Genomic DNA, 22,826 nt, shown 5'->3' with positions numbered 1-22,826 from the left:
CCCGCCCTTCCCGCGCCACCCCGCCCCGCGCCGCCGTCAGCGGCTGTCGCCCGTCCAGTCCCAGCGGCCGGGATCCCCCGCGCGGCGGCGGTAGTGGGCGCGCCCGCCCGCTCCGTAGCGCCCTATCTCCGTGGGGAGCCCGGCCTCTTCGGCGAGCCGGTGCGCACTCCAGCCGGTGATGTCCAGGAGGAGGCCGTCGAGCGGCCCGCCGACCAGCTCGCCGTAGCTGCGGCCGGGGCGCGGCCCGGGGTCGGGGTCCTCGTGGTCGGCGCCGTAGACCCGGCGCCGGAGCATCCTGTCGTCCATACCGATCAGCTTCACAGCCGCCACTGACAACGGCCCCGGCGGTCGCGGGCCGGTGCGGCGGCGATGATGGGGGCCGCCCTCCCGATCCGGGGAGGCGCACGAGCGAGGAGCGACACGCATGGCACGTCGGGTGCACCAGCCACTGGAGGACCAGGAGTTCGACTTCATCCTCTCGATGACGACCGGGCCCGTGCTCGCGTACTTCTGCGGCACCTGGCCCAAAGCCGTCGAGGCCTGCCGCGCGATGGACGCCGTCGTCGGCGAACTGACCGAGGAGTACGGGACGCGCTTCACCGCCGTCCGCACCGACATGACCCGCTGCCCCGGGCCGACCCGGCGGTACGGCGTGACGGGCGCGCCGACGGCCGTGCTCATCAAGGACGGCGAGGCGGTCGCGAGCCAGGCCGGGCCGATGACGCTCCAGGAGTTCCGGGCGTTCCTGGACGCCCACCTCTGACCCCGGTTCAGAGCAGGGCGACGGCCCGGCGTTCGAGGGCGAGTGCGCCCTCCACCAGAGCTGCGAACGCGTCGAAGAGGGCGCGCCGCCCCGGGGCGTCCGCGTCGGGGTCGGCGCCGCGCGCCAGTTCCGCGAGCCGGGACCAGTGGCCCGCCGATTCACGCAGCAGAACCGCCGCTTCCGACCGTCCCGCGAGGTCGAGGAAGTCCGCGTAGAGCGGGCGGGTGGCGCCGGGGGCGGTCCACTCCACCTCCAGGCACGCGTACAGCCGCCGGGTCCCCGCGAGGAAGGCCTCCGGGCTGCCGAAGCGGTGCTCCCAGCCGGTCCTGGTACGGCCGTCGAGCAGCTGGGCGGCGAACTTCTCCATCCCCGAGAAGCCGAAGTTGACGTCGAACCTGTTGCCCAGGACCGGTCCGGTGAGGCGGGCGGCGGTGGCGGCCACGGCCCCGTCCACATCGGGCGCGCCGTCGGCGGGGCCGGTGGGCACGAGCATCCGGTGGCGCCCCTTGCGGTGCCCGGACCAGGCGGCGCCGAAGTCCTGCTCGGTGATCCGGTACGGGGCGGGGGCCCCGTCCTCGACGTACAGCCTGTCGCCCTCGTACCCGGCGAGGACCACGGTGTACGGGTCGGCGCCGGCCATCTCGTCCGGGGCACCCCCGTGCCAGGGGAGCCGGGACCGGTCGACGCTGCAGAACACCGGCCGCCCCGCGTCGAGGGCGGTGCGCACCCGGTCCCAGCGGGGCCGGGAGCTGTGGGTGACCTCGTAGGGGACGCGGAGCCGGTCGAGGGCGGCCTCCACCCAGGGGTCGGGGTGGGCCTGGGCGACGATCGTCAGCAGGGGCGGGTGCCCGGCGTACTCGAAGACGAAGTACATGAAGCCGATCCCGCCCGCGAGACCCGCGACCAGTTCCTCCTGGTGCACGCTGCCGAGCGCGTGCCGGACGAGGGAGCTCTCGCGGTGGCGTCCGGTGCCGAAGTCCTCGTAGAGGAGTCCGGTGGGCTTCGGCCGGGGTGACTGCTCGGTCATCGGGCCAGCGTAGCCCTGGGGTCCGACAGCCCGACTTCCTGTACAGTTGTCCAGGAAGTGTCCGCCCGGACGCCGACTACCGACCTGAGAAGTGGAGGCGACCATGCACACGGTCGCGTCGATCCTGATCGGCCTCGTGGCCGCGCTGCACGCGTACTTCATGGTTCTGGAGATGTTCCTGTGGCAGCGGCCCCCCGGCCGCGCGCTCTCCGGCTTCGACGCGGACACCGCCCGTCTCACCGCACCGCTCGCCGCCAATCAGGGCCTCTACAACGGCTTCCTCGCCGCCGGCCTGGTCTGGTCGCTCGTCATCGACTCGCTCGCCACGCAGATCTTCTTCCTCGTCTGCGTGATCGTCGCCGGGGTGTACGGCGCCGCGACCGCCAACCGCCGGATCCTCGTCGCCCAGGCCCTGCCCGGCGCCCTCGCCCTCGGCGCGGCGCTGCTGGCCGCGTGAGTCCGCAGGACCCGCGGACGGAGGACCCGCGGGCGGAGGACCCGCGGGCGGAGGACCCCCGCCCGGAGGACCCGCGGACGGCCCGGACCAAGGGGCGGCTGCGCGAGAGCCTGCTCGCCGAATGCGCCGACCGGCCGCTCGCCGAGGTCAGCGTCTCGGCGGTGGTCCGCCGGGCCGGCGTCGGCCGCGCCACCTTCTACCTGCACTACGAGGACCTCACCGCGCTAGCCGTGGACGCCTGCGCGGGCGTGGTGCACGCGGCGGTCGACGCCCTGCACGCCTGGCAGACCGGCCCGTCGCCGCGCCCCCCGACCCGGCCCCCCGCCGCACTGGCCGAGTTCCTGGCGGAGGCTGCCGAGCGGGCGCCGCTCTACCGGACCCTGCTCCACGCGGGCGGCAGCGGCCCGCTCGGCGACCGCCTCCACCGGGAACTGCGCGCCAGGGCCCGCGCCGAGCGCGCGGCGGTGGGCGCCCCCCATCCGGAGCTCGTCGCATCGGCGGTCGCGGCCGCGTTCACCGGGGTCCTCGCGGACTGGCTGCACGGGGAGGTCCCGGCGGATCCGCAGACCCTGGCGAACCACCTGTGGCGGCTGCTCATGACCCTCCACGCGGCGATCGGACCCGGTCGGACCTAGGAACGGCCCTCGCACACCCGGGCCACCCCCTGCCCGGGCCCGACAGCGGCAGGGGCGCGGCCGGGCGGCGAGCGGGCCGATCACCCCCGGGCCGGCCACCCCCGGGCCCGCCCCACCCCGGAACGCACGAAGCCCCGCCGGACGAACCGGCGGGGCAGCGGGTCACGGGCTCGGCCCGTGAAGTGGACTAGCCGAGGGGAATCACCCGCTCAGCCTGCGGACCCTTGGGGCCCTGGGAGACGGAGTACTCGACGCGCGCGTTCTCCTCCAGCGACTTGAACCCGGTGGTCTCGATCGCGGAGAAGTGCACGAACACGTCGGGGCCGCCATCGTCCTGCTGGATGAAGCCGAACCCCTTCTCCGAGTTGAACCACTTCACGATGCCTGTTGCCATCTGGCTGATCCTTCACAACGTTCCACTGCGGGCCGCACACGCGGCCGTCTCGATCCTGCCCAAGGGTCTCCCGGAGCACACGCCGAACGCGGCCAACCGGGGCGCGGCGCGCATTCGAACTTCTGACCGCCTTGTCCATGAAAAGAGGGAGCGGCGCCCTCCGAGAGCACTCCCGGGAGCACTCCGGGGGCTCGCCCGCAGGGTCACGCGCCGCTGTCGGCAACGGGCAGCGAGGCGGCGGACCGGGGCCGGGAGGCCGCCTCGACAGCTCGCCGGGGTCCGCCGGCGCGACAGCCGAAGCAGTCCGCGTGCCCCGTACGGGCCGCCGCGTCCCGCTTGCGCCAGTCCCAGTCGGCCTCCGGCCGGGGTCCGCTCGGCTTGCCCCACCCGGCGAGGTGGAGCAGCCAGGTCACGACCCCGGCCACGGCGACCACGCCGAGGCCGATCCAGATCCCGGGGGTCCAGGCCGTACACACGGCGGTGCCCGCCCCCGCGAAGCCCAGTAGGGCCAGGGTGGTACCGGTCCAGCCGGCCACCGTGTGGCCGAGGTCTACGTGGCCGTGCGCGCTCATGGTTCTCCCTGGTCGGACCTACGGCAGTAGGCTCGGAAGCAGGATGCTTATTACACGAGGTAAGCATCTCACTGACTAAGTAACTTAGACCCTAAGGAGTATCTGGGTGCAGGGCAAGACCCGCCCCCCGGCGACGGCCGGCGAGGCCATTTCCCGCATGGACCAGTACGTCGCCCTGGGCATCGTCGGCCAGCAGGAGGTGGCGCAGCTGCTCGGGCTCAACGTCACCGACCTGACCTGCCTGGGCCACATCCTGGGCGCCGGGGAGACCCCGCTCGCCGCCGGCGACCTCGCCGGACTGCTGGACCTCACCACCGGAGCCGTCACCGGCGTCCTCAACCGCCTCGAGCGCGCCGGGTACGCGCGCCGCGTCCCCGACCCCGCCGACCGGCGCCGGGTCCGGGTGGTCGCCGACCCCACTGCCGCGGCGCGCGTGGTCGCCGTGTACCAGCCGATGTACGACCGGCTGGCCACCCTCTTCGCCGACTACACCCCCGACGAGATCGCCGTGATCGCCGACTGGTTCGGCCGCGCGGCGGTCGAGATCCGCGCCCACTGCGCGCTGGTGCGGTCCGGGGAACTGACCGCCGGGGAGGGTTAGCCCCCGCTGGTACCATGGGCGGTTGACCATCTTCTTTTCTTCCTGCTTCGAAAGGTTCTGCATGAGGAACCCGTCAGCTCATGGGCGCTTCGGTGTGAAGGGCGGTGCCAAGGGCGGTACGCGGACCCCCGCCAAGGCTCCCCGGACCCTCGGCCCGCAGGGTGAGTTCACGATGCACGCGCCGAAGGAGCCGGCGCTGGCGCCGGTGGCGTCCTTCGCCGAGCTCGACCTCCCCCTTGAGCTGGCGGAGACCATGGCCTCGCTGGGCGTCACGGAGCCGTTCCCGATCCAGGCCGCGACGCTCCCGAACGCGCTGGCCGGCCGGGACGTCCTCGGCCGCGGGCGGACCGGCTCCGGCAAGACCCTCGCCTTCGGTCTGGCACTGCTGGCCCGCACGGCCGGGCAGCAGGCGGACCCGAAGCGCCCGCTCGCGCTGGTCCTCGTACCGACGCGCGAGCTGGCACAGCAGGTGACCGAGGCGCTGGAACCGTACGCCGCGGCGCTGAAGCTGCGGATGGCCACCGTGGTGGGCGGGCTGTCCATCGGCCGCCAGGTGAGCTCCCTGCGCACCGGCGCCGAGGTCGTGGTGGCCACCCCCGGGCGGCTCAGCGACCTGGTCGGGCGCCGGGACGTACACCTGGAGCGCGTGCGGATCACCGTGCTCGACGAGGCCGACCAGATGTGCGACATGGGCTTCATGCCACAGGTCACCGAGATCCTGGACCAGGTGCACCACGCGGGGCAGCGGATGCTGTTCTCGGCAACCCTGGACCGCAACGTGGACCAGCTCGTCCGGAAGTATTTGAAGGACCCGGTCTCGCACTCCGTCGACCCGCAGGCGGGCGCGGTGGCCACGATGGACCACCACGTGCTGCACATCCACGCGGCCGACAAGATCTCGGCGGCGACCGAGATCGCGGCCCGCGACAACCGGGTGCTGATGTTCCTCGACACCAAGCACGGGGTCGACCAGTTCGTGAAGCACCTGCGGGCGATGGGCGTACGGGCGGAGGGGCTGCACAGTGGAAAGTCGCAGCCGCAGCGGACCCGGACCCTGGCGCAGTTCAAGAGCGGGGCGGTGACCGTCCTGGTCGCGACGAACGTCGCGGCGCGCGGCATCCACATCGACGACCTCGACCTCGTGGTCAACGTGGACCCGCCCGCCGACCACAAGGACTACCTGCACCGCGGCGGCCGCACGGCCCGGGCCGGCGAGTCCGGCCGGGTCGTCACCCTCGTCACCCCGAACCAGCGCCGGGACATGGTCCGTCTGCTCTCCGACGCCCGGATCCGGCCGACGATCACACAGGTGCGGTCCGGCGAGGCGGCGCTCAGCCGCATCACCGGCGCGAAGGCCCCCACCGGGGTGCCGCTGGCGGGCTCCGCGCCGACCGACGCCAAGGGGAAGCCCTCGGGGTCCGACCTCGCGTTCCGCGGCATGGGCACCCGCCCGGGCAGGGGCAAGGAGTCCCGCAAGACGATCGAGGCGCGCCAGCAGGCCGAGGCCCGGCGCGCGGCCCGGGTCCGCCGGGGCGTCTAGGTCGTCCCTGGCCCGACGACGCGGCGACGTGCGGTGCCGGGGCGGGGCGGGGGCCCGGCAGGTTCCGGAAGGGGCGGCCTAGGGGCCGTCCGGGTCGTCCTCGTGGTCGGCGGCCCGGTAGTGGTAGGCGTCCACCCACCCCCACCATTCGTCCTCGTCGTCCTCGTCGTCGTCCTGGTCATCCTCGTCGGGGACGAACCGGTCGACGCCGCGCCACCGGTCGTGGTCACCGGCGCTCGTCAGGACGTGCAGCCGCTGTCGCTCGTCCAGCGCCGGATGCGTCTCGGCCCGGAGCCGGTCCCCCAGCGCGTCCCCGCACTCCGTACGCGCGCGGACCGCCCGGCCGCCCGCCGGGGCGAACCACAGCGCCGCCAGGCCGGCCGCGGCCACTGCGGCGGCGGCCCATTCCCGGAGGCCGTGCGGGGGCGCGATCACGAGCATCTCGGCAACGATGAGCCAGAAACACACCAGCAGGACGAAACCGACACAGCCGCAGCAGGCCCACGGCTGGCGTCCGTCCCAGTCCGGCATGCGCGGTATCGCCGGCAGCCGGGCGTCCCGTTCACTGCGGTACGCGAAGCACCGCGCCTGGTAGTCCTCGTCGTACCAGTCGATCCACCCGAGCGACACCGGCTCCGGATCGTGCCGGCGCACAGCCTCCAACAGGGCGGCGGGCACCGCTTCGACGGGGGGCCGGCCGGCTTCACGACCGGCCTCGGTCAGCCGCGCGGCCCCTTCCCCGTCGATGTCGAGGTACCCGCCGAGCATCAGCCCGGCGGCCGCGGCCTCGGTCTTCTCCTGCTTCAACGCTGCGGCGTGGTACGGCTCCAGGTCCAGCGCGGCGACCCGCGCGAGGATTCCGCGCCGCAGCCGCGCCCGCCACCACCACCGGAGGCCGAGGCCCCCGTACACGGCGACGGCCACGACGACCACGGATACGGCAAGGACGAGTTGGAGCACGCCCCGAGGCTACGTCCGCGAACACCTGTGCCGACACGCAATTTCCGTCACACCGCCCCTGGTTCACCGTGCTCCGGCGCGGGCGGCACGAGGGCTGCGCGGTGACGGACGCGGAGTGGACGACCATCCGACGTCTGCGCCTTCGAGATCCGGTGGGCGCACCGCCGGAAGCAGGTCCGGCTGAAGCCGTGCGATCCCCGCTGTCCGCGCGCGGACTTCGCGGAGCTCGTCGCATCCGTCCGCCCCGGCCGGCCGTCCGACACCGGCCCCCCGTCCGGGACCCGGGGCCGCCGACGCGCGATGAACGGCCGAAGGATTCGCCGTTCGGTCCGACCGGGTGAGGAAGTAGAACCCACGACGCCATTCGCCTCCGGCCTTCCGGACGGGAAGCGCGGAAATCACGGGCCGTGCCACAACTGGCCTTCCGTTGCGGGGCGTTGTGACCGGTCGTAGGTGACGGCTCCTCGCCGTGACGGTCAGACCGCGGTGCGGCGGCGCAGGCGGTCCGCGGCCGCGTTGCGGACGCGGCGGGTACGGGCGGCCGTGGCGAGCAGGCTCAGCGCCTCGTACGAGGTCAGCAGCCGGACGGCGGTGCGCTGGCACCAGTCGGAGGCGGCGGTGAGCTCCTCGGCGGACCAGGGGTCGTCGCGGGTGACGGCCATGAGCAGGCTCCACTCCCGCAGTCGGCGCTCGGGGAAGGGCCGCCCGGCGAGGGCGGCGGCCATGTCCCCGGCCCAGGCGGGGAACTCCTCGTCGGCGAGCAGCTGTACGGCGCGCCGGTCGAGGTGCGTGACCACCGCACTTTCGGCCATCACCCGGTCGGGATCGCGCAGCACGGCGGCGACCACCTCCACCTCGGCCTCGGCGCCGCGGTCCGGCGCCACGGCGAGCGCCTCCAGGTGGCGGGCGTAGCGCCAGTGCTCGGGGGGCGTGTCGTCGTCGGGGCCGTTCATCGGGCCGCTCCGTCGCGCACGGCGCCCTCGCGGGCAGGCCCGACCGGTACCCGCGCCGGTATGCCCGTGGCGGGTCGCTGCTGGTTGGTTCCTCTCGCCATGGCACCCATTCCACACGACGGCCGTCGGCGGCCGGTGGTCAGGGTGCCGTCAGACGTGCTCAGCGGGCCGGAGCCAGCATCAGGGCCTCCGCTCCGACCGGCCGGTAGCCCGCGGCCTGGAAGGCGCGGATGCTGCGCGCGTTGCCGGTGGCCTGCTGGGACCAGACCGGCTGCCCGCCCGGGACGAGGTGGCGGGCCGCGCGGGCCAGTTCCCGGCCGAGCCCGCGGTGGCGGACGTCCTCGTCCACCTCGATCGCCGCCTCCCAGCGGCCCGCGACGCCGCGGCCGAGGACGAGGACCCCGCCGTCCGCCGACCAGACCCGTATGTCGTCACGGCGGCGCAGGGCCCGGCGTACGCGGGGATGGTCGGGGTCGGTCGTCTCCACGAGCTTCAGCGCGGGGTCGCCGGGCAGCGGGCCGGCGACGGTGAGCAGGTCGATCGTGTCGGTGCCGCGTGCCGTGCGGTCGAGCAGCGCGGCCAGGAACCGGGGGTTCATGGTGGCGGCGAGCGCGTCGCAGTCGAGGGCGGCGAGGGTGGCGTGCACCCAGTCCGGGTCCTCGTCGGTGAACACCACGGAGTGCGCGGTGAAGGCGATGACACCCGCGTCCCGCCGCTGTTCCTGGGGGACCACGGTGGTGCCCCCGTCGGGCGGCGGGAACCGACCGGCGGCCGCGGCGTCGAGGATCTCCGTCAGCGTCTGCCCCACGACTGTCAGACCTGCTCGAAGTGGAAGGACTTGATGAAGCAGTCGCGGGGCTGCCCGATCGCGAAGAAGATGCAGTCCACCAGCGACTGGGCGGTGAGCGGGTCCTTCGCGGTGCGCGGGGCGCCCTCCCAGGACTCCGACAGCGGGTCGTGGTTGTCGAAGTCCGGCGGGTAGAGGGAGATGACGCGGACGCCCTGGTCACGGAGCCTGCGGGAGAGGATCTCGGTGAATCCGGCCTGGGCGCTCTTGGCGGCGTAGAAAGCCGCGTGCGCGTCGGACCGGTGGTGGCCGGTCTCCCCGCAGCCGGAGACCATGGTGACGATGTCCGGGCCGGCCGACTTCAGGAGCAGGGGGAGGAAGGCCTTGGTGGCCAGGACGGTGCCGGTGGCGCCGGAGGCGAGGGTGTCGGCCACGTCCTCGTCGGAGGCGGACAGCAGGTCGGTGCCGTGCTGGTAGCGGGAGCCGTTGTTGACGAGTACGTCGATGCGGTCGGTACGGGCGGCGACCGCCGCGGCGAACTCCCGTACGGAGGCGGGATCGGTGAGGTCGCAGGCATAGGCGTGGACGCGGTCGGCGTCGTGTCCCTGGGCGAGGATCTCCTCGCGGACGCGTTCGGCGGCCTCGAGGGTGCGGGCGGAGAGGTGGACCTCGGCGCCCCTGCTCGCGAAGCGCAGGGCGAGGGTACGCCCGAAGTCGCGGCCGGCGGCGGTGATGACGACGCGGTGGTGCTCGAGTGTCATGTCTGCGCTCCCGATTCGTGGTGTATACACATGATCTCAGGTGCGGTGCGGGGCGCGGCGGTTGGGGCACGGCGGCCCAGCCGGGGAAGCACGGAGAGCCGGGCCGTCAGGGGGCGCCGGGGGTTGCGTACCGGCTCTCCGCGCCACGGGTCAGGCCTCGCCCGGCCCGGGCTCCGCCTCGGGCAGCGGAGCCCCGGTCTCCAGCAGGGTCTTGAGGCTCGACGCGAGCATCGGCCAGGCCCGCCCGCACATGCCGATCAGGGTGCCGCCGGGCTCGAAGCCCTCGTGCAGGATGGTCAGCCGGGCGAGGGTTTCACCGACGGGCTCGATCTCGTACGTGACCTTCGTGCGGCGCTCCTTGGCCAGTTCGGCCCGCAGCTCCTCGCCGATCCCGACCGAGGCCGCCCACTGCGGGGTGAAGGTGTGCCAGGTGTAGGAGAGCAGGCGGTCGGGGATGCAGTCGAGGACCAGCTGCTCGGGGTCGCTGGTACGGGCTCCCCGCTCGACCCAGTCCATCCGCGAGCCCACGGCCCAGTCGGTCTCGAAGCTCAGGCCCCAGTACCGGCGGGTGAAGGCGGGCTCGGTGAGGGCCTGCCAGACCCGGTCGGGGTCGGCCTGGATGTACAGGGTGTAGGTGATCGCACTGTCGCTCATGGGCCCATGCTGCGGGACCGCGGACCGCGGACGCCGGATTTCCCGATCATGGCGGTGGCCGGGGACGTCCGGCACCTCACCAGCGGGCGCCCTCCTCGGGGAGCTCCGTGGGTGGGGTGCGGGTGGCGGTGGGGAGGCCGAGGCGGGTGCGGGCCGTGTGGACCGCATCGAGTTCGCCGTGGCCCGCCGGGCCCCAGTCGCTGAGCTCGCGGACCTGTTCGGGGGTGGCCAGCAGGCGGGCGTACTCCGGGTCGGCGGCCGGGGGCAGGGCGGTGAGGCGGGCGGCGGAGCGGGCGTGGGCGCCCCGCTCGACGTGCCGGTAGCCGAGCGGGCCGGCGGCGTCGGTGGAGGCGGCCGTCGGGGGCGGCAGGTGGGCGGCTCCGGTGGCCCGGGAGACCAGGAGCAGGACCCGGCCGTCGGGGGCGAACAGCCAGGACCTCAGGTCCCGTACGGGCAGCCGCTCCGGGACCGGTCCCGGGTGCCAGGCCTCGTGCTGCGGGATCCGCCGCGTGCGCAGGACACCGAGCCGGTCGAGGGCGGTGGGGGCGATGGGGTGGCCGTCCTCCAGCAGGGCGGTGCCGCAGCCGTTGATGCGGGCGCGCAGGGCGGCCAGTGCGCGGCGGGCGTCGCCCGGGTCCATGAGGGCGGGCAGGTCGGCCGGTTCGGCGAACTGGATGCCGGTGATCTCCTGGGCCGGGAGGCGGACGGCCGCGATCCGGTCGGGGGTCCAGGTACCGCCGTCGTAGACGTGCAGGATCTCGCCGGGGAAGCGCATCTCGGGCGGGAAGCCGGGGGTGTCGGCGGGGATCCAGTCCACGACGAGGCCGCGCGGGTAGCGGCCGTCGACGCCGAGTTCCTCGCGCAGCTCGCGCGCGGCCGCCGCGGACGGCGCCTCGCCGGCGTCCACGGCCCCGCCGGGGAGCAGCCGGTCGGCGCGGTAGTCGACGCTCTGGACGAGGATCCGGCCGCGGGCGTCGGTGACGAGGACGACGGCCGCGGTCCACACGGCGGCCCGCGAGGCCCCGTACTCCGCCGGGGTCATCCAGGTCCCCGGCCGGTCCCGCTCGTGCTCGTCGATCGCGCCCTGGTCGGTCAGCTGCGGCATCGGACTCCGTTCACCGTGGGTGGACCCGCCGGTCTGTGCAACAGCGGGCGCGGCCCCAGGGTTACGGCGCCGTGCCCGCCCGGACCGACACCCCACCGCTTTGCCACCCCTATACCTCCTTATTACTTGGTTATGTACTCCCTGGTACGTTCCGGATGCGGACTGGCGGCATGAAAACCGCCGGTCCGACCACTTTCACACCAGTCCCACACGTCCCCGCAGCTCACGTACGCCCCCACCCGCCACGCACGCACAGCACGCCACCGCACGCCACCGCACGCACCGCACCGCACGCGACCGCACCTAGGAGAGACCCACACATGCGACGCGCCTCCCCCACGGGCACCGGTACCCCGGCGGACCCCGGAAGGAGGTGGACCGCGAAGGGGATCGCCGGCGCGGCCGCGGGCGCCGCGGCGGTCGGCTTCGGCGGGCTGTACGCCGCCGGGCTGCTCCTGGCCGGCGAGGACGTCCCCGAGGGCACGAAGGTGCGCGGCGTCTCCATAGGCGGGATGAGCCGGGACGAGGCCCGGCGGACCCTGGACCGGGAACTCGGCCCGGCCGCCGCGGCCCCGGTCGCGCTGCGGATCGGCGAGCGCACCGAGCAGGTCGATCCGGGGGCGCTCGGCCTGTCCGTGGACAGTGCCGCCACCGCCGACCGGGCCGCGCGCACCGGCTCCGGCCCGCTCACCGTGATCGGCCGGCTCTTCGCCTCCGGCGATCCCGGGCTCGCCCCGGTGGTCCGCCACGACGAGAAGACCGCCCGGGGCACGCTGGAAGGCCTGGGGAAGAAGACCGGGGTCGAGGCCGAGGAGGGTTCCGTCGCCTTCGAGAAGGGCAGGGCCAGGGCGGTCGCGCCGGTCACGGGGATCGCCCTCGACGTGGACGGCTCGCTGGTCACCCTGCGCGACGGATACCCGCGCACCGGAACGGACCCCCTCCCCCTGCCCGTTCGGCGGACCGAGCCGAAGGTGGGGCAGCAGGAGACCGACCGGGCCCTGAAGGAGTTCGCCGAACCGGCCATGTCCGCCCCCGTCACCCTCGCGGTCGCCGGGCGGAACATATCCCTCACCCCCACCCTCCTCTCCAAGCACCTCAGCCTGGGGGACGACGGCGCGGGCCGCCTCACCCCGCGCCTCGACGCCAAAGCCCTGCTCACCGACCCGGCCCTCTCCGGCCCGCTGCGCCAGGCCATCCCGGGCCCCACCGAGGCACGGCTGCGCCTCGACGCCGCGGGCCGGGTCACGGTCGCCGAGGAGGGCAGGGCGGGCCGGCAGGTCACCGAACAGACCCTGGGCGCAGCGGTGCTGCCGCTGCTGGGCAAGGAAGTCAAACGGGAGACGATGAAGACCCGTTACACGCCGCGCGATCATGTGACGTGCGGCGCGTGACGGGCGGCGCCACGGCGGCCCCGGCCGGCGGGTACGGCCGGCTCGCCGGGGTCGATGCCGTACGCGGCCTGGCCGTTCTCGGCATGTTCGCCGTGCACGTAGGCCCCGGCCCGGAGCCCGAGGGCGCCGGTTACCTCCTCGTCGCGGCCGACGGGCGCGCCCCGGCCCTCTTCACCCTGCTCGCCGGCTTCTCGCTGGTCCTGGCCCAGCGGGGGAAGGACCCGTCGCAACAGCCCGAGGGCTGGGCGGACCGCTGGCGTCCGCTGCTGATCCGCTGCACGCTGCTGGCCGTACTCGGCCTGTGGCTGGCCTCGTTGTGGCCCGGGATCCTGGTCATCCTGGCCTTCTTCGCCGTGTACTTCCTGGCGGCCGAGCCCTTCACCCGGCTGTCGACCCCGGTGCTCACCGCCGTGGCGGGTGTCTCGGTGGTGGCGGGCCCGCTGCTGTCGTTCCTGCTGGGCCCGGTGTTCGGGTACGAGGCCTCCGGGCGCGGCCTGGTCCCCGAGGCCGCCGATCTGACGAGCCGGCCGGGGCTGGGCGCGGTGGTGCTGGAACTGCTGCTCACCGGGGCGTACCCGCTGGCCACCTACTTCCCGTACGTGCTGGCCGGGATGGCCCTCGCCCGGCTGTGCGACGTGCGGGAACGGGCGGTGGCCCTGCGGATGGCGGTGTGGGGCACGGCGGCCGCCCTCGCCGGGTACGGCTCCGCCTGGCTGGCTAGCCATGTGTTCGGCGCCCGGCAGCGGCTGCTGGAGGCGATCGCCGTCCACCACCCGGAGGCCATGGCCGCGGCCGATCCCGTACGCGAGGTGCTGCAAGGTCAGTACGGCGCCGTGCCCAGCACCTCCTGGGACTGGCTGCTGGTGGCCGACCCCTACAGCCAGACCCCGCTGGAGACCCTGGGCAACGCGGGTGTGGGCTGCGCCCTCATCGGCCTGTGCGCGCTCGCCGCGCGGTACGGGACGGGCGCCCGCCTGCTGCGGCCGCTCACGGTGCTCGGGGCGATGGCGCTGAGCGCGTACGTCGTCCACGCGCTGGTGCTGGCCGGTCCGGCGCACGGCGCCGCGTCCTGGTCCGCCTGGATCGGCTTCAGCTGCACGGCACTTGCGCTGACCTGGGCCTGGCAGCGGATCTGGGCCGACAGCCCGCTGCGCCGCGGGCCGGTGGAACACGTGCTCAGGCTGGCTTCGCAGGGGCGGATCCGCGCCTGAGGGCGCCTAGTACTCCAGCCGTAGTTCGTGATCTCGATCGTGAGGGGCGCCGAGGAGGCAGCTGGCAGCGTCGATCATCTGGACGAGACCGACCACGCCGTCGCGGGCGTCCGTTTCCTTCTCCGCCTACCCGAGTCCACCGAGACGGAGCGCGTTCCTTATCTCGCTGAGCCTCGCGGTCGTCGCCGGGGTCCACTCCTTCGCCTGCTCACCGAGACGGAGGGCGTTCTCAATCGCGCTGAGTTTCGCGGAGGACAGGGCGCCCGCCCGCTCGATCAGGTCGTCCCGGGACACGGTGGTCAGCCACGTGCAAGGGGTAAAGCCCGGACGCGGGAACGCGAACCGAAGCACGCCTTCAAAGGGCAGTCCTTCCACGGCGCCTACTGCCACTTCGACGCCCAGACCGGTGATGTCGACACCCGCCCGAGCGACGACCTGCATCACCCGGATCCCGGACGCGTCGTCTCCCGACAGCAGCACGACCGGCCGCCGCTCGTCGAACTCCACCCACCAGACTTCGCCACGTTGCACATGTCCTCCTGACACAGGACGGCGGGCGGACGCTGTGCGACCCCGACGCGCTGTGGAGACCGGTGCGGCCACCCGTTGATCATCGGTGTGTGAAGACAAACGATCACGCGGTGGCCGCAGGTCACAGCGTAGACCCTGCCCGCTGGCAGGAGGCGTTCGAGGGCTTGATGAGCCGGATAGCGGGACGGTTCACACGGGTCGAACCCCGTTTCCGGGTGCGGAAGTTGGTGCTCGGACTGCTCGCCGTCGTCCGCGCAGACGAGCACACCCGCCCCGCACCCGATGCCCTCATTCCACTCACCTGCAACGAGATCCAGCGCCTGTTCATCACACTCGTTGTCCGACCCGTCCACGATGCCGCCCACCGGCTCGGTCGGTCCGACTGGCGGCGCCGCCACCAGGCCCGATCCCAGGCCGGCCACTACCGTCAACAAGCCACTCAGGCATGAAGATCACGATCTACGGCTGGAGTACTGGTGCTGTGACCGGAAAAGGTTTGCCGGGTCGCGGCGTCCGGTGCATGGGGTCTCCCCAGGCCCGCAGGGCCTAAGGGAAAGCATCGCAAGGCGGAGGGCCGCGGGCCGTACTGGACGTACTTCCGTGGTCCGAGACCGCGGCGAGGTGCCGTGCCGGGCGTCGCGACCCGGCGGACCTTTCCGGTCACAGCACTGGTCACCCATCTGTGTGACCGGTTCGGCTCGCGCGGCGCCGGTGCGGCAGGGTGGGCGGATGCAGCTGTGCCGGGCCCTGCCCCTGACCCTTGCCTCACTCGTGATGGCCACCGGGTGTGTGACGGTGCGTCCGGCCTCTCCGCCGGACGCACCGCGGCCGGCGCCCGTGGCGGACCGTACGCAGGCGCGGCAACCGACGCCCCTGGCACTGCCGTTGGGTCTGCTGCCGGAGTCGGCCGCGCCGGCGGCGCCGACGGCTGCGCCCGTGCCCGTGCCCGTACCCGTACCCGCGTCGGTACCGGCCGCGGCCGAGCGGCCGGAGCGGCCGCGCCGGGTCGAGGCGAAGCCTCCGCGACCCCGCCGGCCCGCGAAACGGGTGAAGCCCGCGGCCCCGGCCAAGCCCCGCAAGCGACCACCGGCCGCGGTCGCGCCGAGGCCCGCGCCGCAGCGTTCGTTCGACATGGCCGCCCTGTGCGAGGCGGCCGAGGGCACCGTGTCCCCGGCGATCGTCGCCCTCTGCCGCTGAACGGGTCACCCCGGGGATACCCTCGGAGCCGCAGAGCGGACGAGACGGGGAGCCACGTACATGTACGACGCGGGGCCGCAGGCGGCGCAAGCCGTGCGGGCGCTGAGGGAGCTGGCGCAGGAGCGGCCGGACGAGCTGGAGCTCTTCGAGGGCTTCACGGACGCGGAGTTGGACGGCTGGGCCGTCGCGGTGCCGGAGGAGGTCCGGGTCGTCCTGCGGGAGATCGGCGGGCTGGAGACCGAGGACCACGAGTACCGCTTCGGGCCGCGCGGCCGGGAGAGGTTCATGGACGGCTGCTGGACCCTGGGGGAAACGGACTTCGGCGAGGGCTCACTGATCGTCGGGGTCGGCGGCGCCCGGTGGGGGCCCGTCGTGGCCGTCAACCCGTGGGGAGCGGACCCGGACGTCACCGTCGAGGCCCCGGACTTCACCGCCTGGCTGACCGGGTTCGCCGAGCGGCTCGCCGACGGGGTGCCGGACCGGCCGCGGGGACGGTTCTCCGTGCCGGCCACCGCCACCGTCGAACTGGCCGAACGGGCGGCGCTCGCCCCGGGTGGCGACGACGAACTCTCCGCGCTCGTCGGCCGCGGCGACTCGCTGACCGATCTCGTCGACCTCCACGGCCTGCCGGGCTATCCGTGCGCCGTGGACTGGGAGCCGTACTTCTCCACCTTCCACAACACGGCCGACACCGGGAGCAGCGAGGTCCAGTTCCAGATCGTCGGGGACGGGCGGGCCCTGCTGCTGCGCAGCGTGGTCAGCGGGGACTTCCTCGGCCGGGCGGTGCGCCGCCACCGGGTGCCGGCCGACGCCGCCCGCCGCGCGGTGGCCGAACTGCGTGCACTGGCGGCCGAGTTCCCCGGCCTCGTCGTCCTCGAGGCGGGTTGCGCCGACTCCGTCATGGACGGCTGGGCCGTGCCGGTACCGGAGGAGGCGCGGGCCGTGCTCCGGGAGATCGGCGGGGTGGCCATCGCGGGACTGCCGGCGCTCCGGCTGCTGCCCGGGGCGCCCGAGCACGCGGTGGACCCGGAACTGCACCGCATGCTGGGCGGGGACGGCGCGTACTGGCCGCTGGCCCGGATCGGGTACGGCCGCAGCCACGCCCTCGCGCAGATCCGTATCGACCCGGCGACGGGGCAGTGGGGGTACGTCGTCTCCGTGCCCGCCGACGGCGAGAAGCTGCGGGAGTACCCGGAGTTGGCCCTGCTCGCCGAATCGCTGGCGGACCTGCTGCTGACCCTGGCCCGGCTGGCCCGGCGGGCCGCGGCGGGCCCGGACTTCGCCGCGCGGATGGCGCGGGACACTCGGTGGCTGTTCCCCAACACCGGGGAGCCCTGGCCGCGGCCCGCCCCGGTCGGTGAGTGGGCCGGCTCGGCGGACCCGCTGCTCGCGGCGGCCACCGAACTGCCGGACGGGACGCACGCCGCCGACCTGCGGGCGGTGCCGATCCCGAGCGACCTGTGCTTCTACCGGGCGGCCGGCTGGCCGTACGCGGCCCGGCTGGAGCGGCTGCACTTCGCGGCGGCCGGTCAGCTGGCGGCCGCGGTCCCCGTCCGGGGCTGAGGACGCCGGGGGCGCGTACGGCCGCCGACACGGGCCCGGATCATCCGACCGGCCCCGGGCCCGGCCCGGCTTCCCGGGGAGCGGCGGGCAGGTTCGCTTGGATGGTTCGGGCGGGGCCCGACCGGAGCCCCGTACATCCCTCCACCTCCAGGGAGTCGCCATGACGAAGATCGCCCTCTTCGGCGCGACCGGCACCATCGGAACCCGGGTGCTGCACGAAGCGCTCCGGCGCGGCCACGAGGTGACGGCGGTCGTCCGCGATCCGGCGAGGTTCCCGGACCCGGACTCTGCGGGCGGGACCGCGGCGGTGGTGCGCGGTGATGTCCTCGACCCGGCGTCGGTGGCCGAGGCGGCCGCCGGGCACGAGGTGGTGGTCAGCGCCTTCGGTCCCGGCTCCGGGGACCCCGCCGCCCTGGTGACGGCCGCGAGATCGCTGATCGGCGGGGTGCGGTCGCTCGGCACGGACGCTCCCGCCCCGCGGGTGGTCGTCGTCGGCGGGGCGGGCTCACTGCGTACCCCCGGCGGCCCCCTGGTCTGGGACGAGGCGGGTGTTCCGGCCCCCGTCCTGGCGCTGATGCACGCCCACGGGGACGCCCTGGACTTCCTGCGGACCGTGCCGGTGGAGGAGGTGCGCTGGACGTGCCTGAGTCCGGCCGCGCAGATCGCGCCGGGCGAGCGCACGGGCACGTACCGGCTGGGGCTCGACGGCCTGGTCGTCGACGAGGAGGGCCGCAGCCGGATCTCGACGGAGGACTTCGCGGTCGCCCTGGTCGACGAGATCGAGCGGGACGCGCACGCGGGCCGGCGGTTCACCGTCGCCCACTGAGCGGCGGGGAGGGCGTTCGGGAGGCGTGCCGGAAGCCGGTCCGGAAGCCGTTCGCAATCGTCGTGACGTCGTTCGGGGCGTTATTGGGTGGATGCGTCCGGTCGGGTTACCTAAAGTGACGAGGCACCCGACGTCGAGCAGGAGCGGATCATGCGCATCCACTACCCCCGTACACCGCACCTGCCCTGGTCGCCCGGGGCGGCGGCGGACGACGTCCGGGCCGTCGGACTGGCGGGGCTGGCCGGGCGCGAGGTCGTGGTGACCGAAAAGCTCGACGGGGAGAACACCACCCTGTACGCGGACGGCCTGCACGCGCGGTCGCTCGACTCCGCGCACCACCCCTCACGGGCGTGGGTCAAGGGCCTCCAGGGCCGGATCGGCGCCGGGATCCCGGCCGGTTGGCGGGTGTGCGGCGAGAACATGTACGCCCGGCACTCGATCCCGTACGAGGAGCTGGACAGCTGGTTCTACGGGTTCTCGGTGTGGGACGGGGAGCACTGCCTGGACTGGGACCGGACCGTACGGTTCCTGCGGGGCCTCGGGGTGCCCACCCCGCGCGTACTGTGGCGCGGCACCTTCGACGAGCGCGCGCTGCGCAGGCTGAGGCTCGACACGGCGCGGCAGGAGGGGTACGTCGTACGGACGGCGGACGGCTTCACGCGCGAGGAGTTCGCGCGGTCCGTGGCCAAGTGGGTGCGGGGCGGCCACGTACAGACGGGTACGCACTGGATGTTCGCGCAGGTCGTGCCGAACGGGCTGGGTCCCGCGGCCCCGTTGTGGGCGGTGCGCTCGGGGGCGGAGGCCGATGCGGCGGGGCTGTCCGCCGCCGTCGGGGCGGATGACACCGAGGACCCCGGGGCCGCCGCGCCGCTTTCGGCCGCGGAGGAGGTCGCCGAGCAGGTCGCCGAGCAGGTCTCCGAGGTCGCGGCCCGGATCGATGCGTCCGGCCGGACCGGGGAGGACCGGCTGGCCGGTGTCCTGGCCGCCCTGCTGCACCGCCGGCCGCGGCCGCGGACCGCGGCGCGGCTCGCGGCGGGCCCGGTCGGGATGGGGCTCGCGCGGCGGGTCGCCGACCTGGTGGGCCTGTATCCGTACCTGCAGCGGCCGTTCCCCGACGCCGACCGGCGGGCCGGGCTGGTCCGGATGGCCGCGGCGGCCGATCTCGGGGTGCTGCACGCGCTCGCCGGGTCACTGGCGGACGGGCCGGAGGCCCGGGAGTGCGTGGAATGGTCCGCGCTGTGCGCCGAGGAGGCGGGGCTGCTGGGCCCCGATCCCCTGGAGCCCCTGCGGGCCGAACTGCGCGGGGCTCTCGCCGGGCTGGAGACGGACGCGGCCGACCGCTGCTGGGCGGAGGCCCGGCGCGCGCTCGGGCAGGGCAGGATCTCCGGACCCGCGGTGGAGGAGGCGGTGGCGGCGACGTGGCAGTGGCGTGAGGGAACGTTTCCCCGGCTGGTGCAGATGTGCGGGCCCTCGGGCAGCGGCAAGAGCACCTTTGGCCGCGGACTGCCCGGCGTGGACACGTACATCAGTCTTGACGAGCTGCGCGAGGCCCGGGGTTCCCGTGCCGACCAGCGGTCCAACGCCGAGGTGCTGAGCGAGGGACTGGACCGCCTCGACGCGGCGCTCGCCCGCGGCGGAACGGTGGTGTGGGACGCCACCTCGCTCACCGACCAGCAGCGCGGCCTGGCCGGCTCGGTCGCGCGGCGCCGCGACGCGCTGGTCACCCATGCCGTGGTGCTGGTGGAGGAGGCGGAGCTGGTCCGGCGCAACGGCGTGCGCCCGCATCCGGTGCCGGCGCCGGTGCTGGCCTCGCAACTGCACCGGTTCAGCCCGCCGCACGCCGGTCAGGCGCACCGTACCTGGTACATCGGTGCGGCCGGGCACGTCGAGGACACGGCGGGGGGCCTCGCGGCCGGACCCACGGCCCGAGCCGCGGGCGGACCCACTGACGGATTCACGGACAAGGGACGGGGGCGGAACTGATGCGTACCAGCGAGGAGCTCTACCACCAGGTCCGCTGGGACGCCCGGTTCGATCCGGCGCGGTTCGTGCTCGGACTGCTCCAGCGCGGCGCCGCGCCGAAGCGGGTCCCGCTGCCCTCCTTCGTGCCCGGCGGCGACATCCCCTGGCACCGGGTGCTGTTCGTCGAGGCCGACGGAGAGCTGGTGTGGGACCGGGCCACGGGCGTGGACCGCATCGATGCCTCCGCGGCGGGCCGGGTCCGTGATCCGCGGCTGCTGCGGGCCCCGTTCTTCACCGCGCGGACCCCGTACGCGTGGGACCCCGCGGACGGCGGTGCCTGGCGGCCCGCCGAGCCGGTGCCCGCGGGCGCGGCGGCGGCCGCCGCGACCACGGTGCGGCTGCTGACCTGGAACACGCTCTGGGACCGGTACGACGCCCCGCGCATCGCCACCGCCCGGCGCAGGCCGCTGCTGCTGGCCGATCTCGCCGCCGCCGACGCCGACGTCATCGCACTGCAGGAGACCGAACCGGCGCTGCTCCGCATGCTCCTGGCGGAGCCGTGGGTACGGGCCGGGTACACCCTCGGTACGGATCCGGACGGCCGGGACGTCGACGAGTGCGGGCTGCTGCTGCTGAGCCGGCTGCCGGTGCGGGAGGCGGGCATGCACCTGCTCCGCCCGCACAAGGGGGTCACCGCGGTGACCGTGGACACCGCGGCCGGGCCGCTGGTCGTCGCCGCGACCCATCTTTCCAGCGACCACAGCCGGGACGGGGCCGGCCGGCGGGAGGCCGAACTGGCCCGGCTCGCGGAGGGCCTGGGCGGGGTCGAAGCCGCCGTGGCACTGCTCGGCGACTTCAACGACTGGCGCCAGGGGGCCGAGGGCCCCGCGACCGCACTCGGTATGCGGGACGCCTGGAGCGATGTGCACGGGCCGGCGGACGATACGCCGACCTTCGACCCGGTGGCCAATCCGCTGGCCGCGGTGGCCTCGCTGTCGGGGCGGGCGGCCCGGCTGGACCGGATCCTGCTGCGGTCGGCGACGGCGCGGGTGACCGGGGCCGCGCTGCGCGGTGACGCGCCGGCAGCGGCGTCCGACGGGCTGTTCGTCTCCGACCACTTCGGGGTGGAGGCGACGGTGGAGTTCGGCGGGCGGGACGACGGGCCCGCGCGGCTCGACGTACCGGCGACGGCCCGGACGGCCGTGGCATGGCTGCCGCCGCGCCTGCCGGAGGCCGTGGAGGAGCTGCGCCGCGAGCACGACCCGCAGGCCGGGCGCTGGCCCGCCCACGTGAACCTGCTCTTCGGCTTCGTGCCGGAGTCCTCCTTCGCCGAGGCCCTGCCGCTGGTGGCGCAGGCGGCCACCGGGACCGGGCCGTTCGCCGCCCGGCTGGAGGGGGTGCACAGCTTCGGGCACCGCGAGGACGCCACCGTGTGGCTGGACCCGGCGGCGGCCGGTGAGGCGCCGTGGCAGGAGCTCCGGGGCGCTCTGGCGGAACGCTTCCCGGGCTGCCGGGGGCGTACGGGTGAACGCGACGGCTACACCCCGCATCTGACGCTGGGGCGCAGCCGGGACCCGCAGCGGGTGGTCGCCGCCTGCGCGGCGCGGCTCGGCGGCCCGGTGACCGCGCGGTTCGGGGAGCTGGCCGTGCTCTCGCGGCGCGGGGACGGGCCGATGCGGGTCCGGGCGACGGTGGCGCTGGGGACGGGCGAGATCCACTGGGAGCCGCAGACACCGGACCGGGACGCACCCGCACCCGCACCCGCGGCTACACCCCCGCCTGCGATCCGGGAGGAGGCCGCCGCGTCGGTCACCGCTCGTATCGGGGCCGCCCTCGGCGACGCTCAGGTGCACCTGGCCGGGTCCCGCCGCATGGGCTGCGCGCTCCCGGAGTCCGACCTGGACCTGGTGGCGGCCCTGCCGGGCCCGGCCGATGTCTCCCTCGTACGGGACCGCGTGGCGGCGGCGCTGCCCGAGGCGGTGCGGCTGCGCGAGGTGAAGGGGGCGCGGGTGCCGGGACTGCGGTTCCGCGTCGGCGCCCTGTCGGTGGATCTGGTGGCGGTGGCCACCGGCGGGCTGGATCCGGCGCAGGCGGTGGCACGGCGGGCGGAGCTGGGTGAGGCGGCCGCGCTGGCGCTGAGCGCGGTCGGCGACGCCGATGCCGTACGGGACATGGTGGGCCGGGAGCGGGAGGCCGCGTTCGCCGGGCTGGCGCGGCGGGTGAAGGCGTGGGCGCGGGCCCGGGGCCTGGACTCGGCGCCGTTCGGCGGGCTGCCCGGGCTGGCCTGGGCGGTCCTCGCGGCGCGTACGGTGCAGGAGGCCGGGGCGCTGTCGCCCGATGCCCTGCTGCGCGAGTTCTTCGGCAGGTGGGCGGCCTGGGACTGGCGGGAGCCGGTGTCCCTGGCACCGGTGGCGCCCGTGGCGGCGCCTGCCCCGGGCACGGCGGGCGACGGACCGGCCGCGATCACGGTCCTCACCCCCTCGGACCCGGTGCGCAGTTGCACCGCCCAGGTGGGGCCGGGCCTGCGCGACCTGCTGGTCCAGGAGTTGTACGCGGCCTGGGAGCTGCTGGAGTCGGGCCCGGCGGACGGCCGCCCGGCCCCGGAGCCTCCGCCGCTGCACCGGCGGCACGCCGCCTGGGCGGTGGTGACCGTAAGGACGGCCACCGAGGGGGAGTTCGAGGAGACGCTGGGCCGGATGCGCGGTCGGCTGCGGGCGCTGCTCGGTGCGCTGGAGGAGGCCGGGGTGACGGACGTGCACGCCTGGCCCCGCCCGTTCGCGTCCGGCCCGGCCCTGGCCCGCTACGCGATCGGGCTCGGCGCCGCCCCGCCGGACGCGGCGCGTCTGGCCGCCCTGGCCGGCCCCTGGCGGTCGGGCCTGCCGGGGGTCGAGGTGTCCTGGGCGGCCGGCGGTGAGGTTCCGGATTTGGTGTGACGC

The 22,826-nt window shown here is 74.8% G+C and carries 23 protein-coding genes and 1 pseudogene; 13 read left to right on the top strand and 11 right to left on the bottom strand.

Annotation, left to right across the window (positions count from 1 at the left end; all coding sequences use genetic code 11):
- Positions 1-36: 36 nt before the first annotated feature.
- A complete protein-coding gene (locus OG373_RS35610; protein ID WP_397735490.1) occupies positions 37-306 on the bottom strand; it encodes a hypothetical protein in 270 nt (89 codons plus the stop codon).
- Positions 307-424: 118 nt separating this feature from the next.
- On the opposite strand from OG373_RS35610, the gene OG373_RS35605 reads away from it, so the two are divergent.
- On the top strand, positions 425-763 hold the full coding sequence (locus OG373_RS35605; RefSeq protein WP_397735488.1) for a thioredoxin family protein: 339 nt from the start codon (positions 425-427) through the stop codon (positions 761-763).
- Between the two features lie 7 nt (positions 764-770).
- Here the strand turns inward: OG373_RS35605 and OG373_RS35600 are convergent, their stop codons facing one another.
- Positions 771-1,790, bottom strand: a complete 1,020-nt coding sequence (locus tag OG373_RS35600; RefSeq protein ID WP_405442747.1) for a BtrH N-terminal domain-containing protein — start codon at positions 1,788-1,790, stop codon at positions 771-773.
- 103 nt (positions 1,791-1,893) lie between these two features.
- On the opposite strand from OG373_RS35600, the gene OG373_RS35595 reads away from it, so the two are divergent.
- Together OG373_RS35595 and OG373_RS35590 are read left to right on the top strand one after the other, a co-directional pair.
- Positions 1,894-2,247: a DUF1304 domain-containing protein gene (locus OG373_RS35595; protein ID WP_189966938.1), complete on the top strand. Its 354-nt coding sequence runs from the start codon at positions 1,894-1,896 to the stop codon at positions 2,245-2,247.
- 98 nt (positions 2,248-2,345) lie between these two features.
- On the top strand, positions 2,346-2,882 hold the full coding sequence (locus OG373_RS35590) for a TetR family transcriptional regulator (RefSeq protein ID WP_405444319.1): 537 nt from the start codon (positions 2,346-2,348) through the stop codon (positions 2,880-2,882).
- 187 nt (positions 2,883-3,069) lie between these two features.
- Here the strand turns inward: OG373_RS35590 and OG373_RS35585 are convergent, their stop codons facing one another.
- Positions 3,070-3,276: a cold-shock protein gene (locus tag OG373_RS35585; protein WP_397735484.1), complete on the bottom strand. Its 207-nt coding sequence runs from the start codon at positions 3,274-3,276 to the stop codon at positions 3,070-3,072.
- Between the two features lie 203 nt (positions 3,277-3,479).
- Positions 3,480-3,848, bottom strand: coding sequence for an HGxxPAAW family protein (locus OG373_RS35580; RefSeq protein WP_405442746.1), 369 nt, complete (start codon positions 3,846-3,848; stop codon positions 3,480-3,482).
- Between the two features lie 106 nt (positions 3,849-3,954).
- Here OG373_RS35580 and OG373_RS35575 point away from each other — a divergent pair, with 106 nt between their 5' ends.
- Positions 3,955-4,449, top strand: coding sequence for a MarR family winged helix-turn-helix transcriptional regulator (locus tag OG373_RS35575; RefSeq protein WP_405442745.1), 495 nt, complete (start codon positions 3,955-3,957; stop codon positions 4,447-4,449).
- A 61-nt stretch (positions 4,450-4,510) separates the two neighbouring features.
- A complete protein-coding gene (locus tag OG373_RS35570) occupies positions 4,511-5,989 on the top strand; it encodes a DEAD/DEAH box helicase (RefSeq protein ID WP_405442744.1) in 1,479 nt (492 codons plus the stop codon).
- Positions 5,990-6,067: 78 nt separating this feature from the next.
- Here OG373_RS35570 and OG373_RS35565 read toward each other — a convergent pair whose 3' ends face one another.
- The 6 genes from OG373_RS35565 to OG373_RS35540 form a co-directional block, all read right to left on the bottom strand.
- A complete protein-coding gene (locus OG373_RS35565) occupies positions 6,068-6,949 on the bottom strand; it encodes a hypothetical protein (RefSeq protein ID WP_405442742.1) in 882 nt (293 codons plus the stop codon).
- A gap of 476 nt (positions 6,950-7,425) precedes the next feature.
- Complete coding sequence (locus OG373_RS35560) at positions 7,426-7,902, bottom strand: hypothetical protein (protein ID WP_405442740.1); 477 nt, start codon at positions 7,900-7,902, stop codon at positions 7,426-7,428.
- A gap of 160 nt (positions 7,903-8,062) precedes the next feature.
- Positions 8,063-8,710: a GNAT family N-acetyltransferase gene (locus OG373_RS35555; RefSeq protein WP_405442738.1), complete on the bottom strand. Its 648-nt coding sequence runs from the start codon at positions 8,708-8,710 to the stop codon at positions 8,063-8,065.
- A 5-nt stretch (positions 8,711-8,715) separates the two neighbouring features.
- Entirely contained in the window at positions 8,716-9,450 is a 735-nt protein-coding gene (locus tag OG373_RS35550) for an SDR family oxidoreductase (RefSeq protein WP_405442737.1), read from the bottom strand.
- A gap of 150 nt (positions 9,451-9,600) precedes the next feature.
- Positions 9,601-10,104 (bottom strand): SRPBCC domain-containing protein, encoded by a 504-nt coding sequence (locus OG373_RS35545; RefSeq protein ID WP_405442735.1) that lies wholly within the window; start codon positions 10,102-10,104, stop codon positions 9,601-9,603.
- A 76-nt stretch (positions 10,105-10,180) separates the two neighbouring features.
- Complete coding sequence (locus OG373_RS35540) at positions 10,181-11,209, bottom strand: NUDIX domain-containing protein (protein WP_405442733.1); 1,029 nt, start codon at positions 11,207-11,209, stop codon at positions 10,181-10,183.
- Between the two features lie 320 nt (positions 11,210-11,529).
- Between OG373_RS35540 and OG373_RS35535 the strand changes: the two genes are divergently transcribed.
- Both OG373_RS35535 and OG373_RS35530 read left to right on the top strand, forming a co-directional pair.
- Positions 11,530-12,600 carry a hypothetical protein gene (locus tag OG373_RS35535; RefSeq protein ID WP_405442732.1) on the top strand — a complete coding sequence of 357 codons (1,071 nt, stop codon included), beginning with the start codon at positions 11,530-11,532 and terminating at the stop codon, positions 12,598-12,600.
- Positions 12,597-13,811: a DUF418 domain-containing protein gene (locus tag OG373_RS35530; RefSeq protein ID WP_405442730.1), complete on the top strand. Its 1,215-nt coding sequence runs from the start codon at positions 12,597-12,599 to the stop codon at positions 13,809-13,811. The genes OG373_RS35535 and OG373_RS35530 overlap by 4 nt, the downstream gene beginning before the upstream one ends.
- A gap of 126 nt (positions 13,812-13,937) precedes the next feature.
- Here the strand turns inward: OG373_RS35530 and OG373_RS35525 are convergent, their stop codons facing one another.
- Positions 13,938-14,342, bottom strand: coding sequence for a type II toxin-antitoxin system PemK/MazF family toxin (locus tag OG373_RS35525; RefSeq protein WP_405442729.1), 405 nt, complete (start codon positions 14,340-14,342; stop codon positions 13,938-13,940).
- A gap of 224 nt (positions 14,343-14,566) precedes the next feature.
- On the opposite strand from OG373_RS35525, the pseudogene OG373_RS35520 reads away from it, so the two are divergent.
- The 6 genes and pseudogenes from OG373_RS35520 to OG373_RS35495 form a co-directional block, all read left to right on the top strand.
- Positions 14,567-14,791: pseudogene (locus OG373_RS35520) on the top strand (IS701 family transposase); the annotation flags it as partial.
- A gap of 280 nt (positions 14,792-15,071) precedes the next feature.
- Positions 15,072-15,539, top strand: a complete 468-nt coding sequence (locus tag OG373_RS35515; RefSeq protein ID WP_405442727.1) for a hypothetical protein — start codon at positions 15,072-15,074, stop codon at positions 15,537-15,539.
- Positions 15,540-15,599: 60 nt separating this feature from the next.
- Positions 15,600-17,102 carry a hypothetical protein gene (locus tag OG373_RS35510; protein ID WP_405442725.1) on the top strand — a complete coding sequence of 501 codons (1,503 nt, stop codon included), beginning with the start codon at positions 15,600-15,602 and terminating at the stop codon, positions 17,100-17,102.
- A gap of 160 nt (positions 17,103-17,262) precedes the next feature.
- Positions 17,263-17,928, top strand: a complete 666-nt coding sequence (locus OG373_RS35505) for an NAD(P)-dependent oxidoreductase (protein WP_405442723.1) — start codon at positions 17,263-17,265, stop codon at positions 17,926-17,928.
- Between the two features lie 150 nt (positions 17,929-18,078).
- A complete protein-coding gene (locus OG373_RS35500) occupies positions 18,079-19,911 on the top strand; it encodes an RNA ligase family protein (RefSeq protein ID WP_405442722.1) in 1,833 nt (610 codons plus the stop codon).
- Positions 19,911-22,823 carry a poly(A) polymerase gene (locus OG373_RS35495; protein ID WP_405442720.1) on the top strand — a complete coding sequence of 971 codons (2,913 nt, stop codon included), beginning with the start codon at positions 19,911-19,913 and terminating at the stop codon, positions 22,821-22,823. The genes OG373_RS35500 and OG373_RS35495 overlap by 1 nt, the downstream gene beginning before the upstream one ends.
- Positions 22,824-22,826: the final 3 nt, after the last annotated feature.

This window comes from Streptomyces avidinii (genome assembly GCF_045161815.1).
Taxonomy (GTDB): Bacteria; Actinomycetota; Actinomycetes; order Streptomycetales; family Streptomycetaceae; genus Streptomyces; species Streptomyces avidinii.
This window is presented reverse-complemented; position numbering and strand designations above follow the sequence as displayed.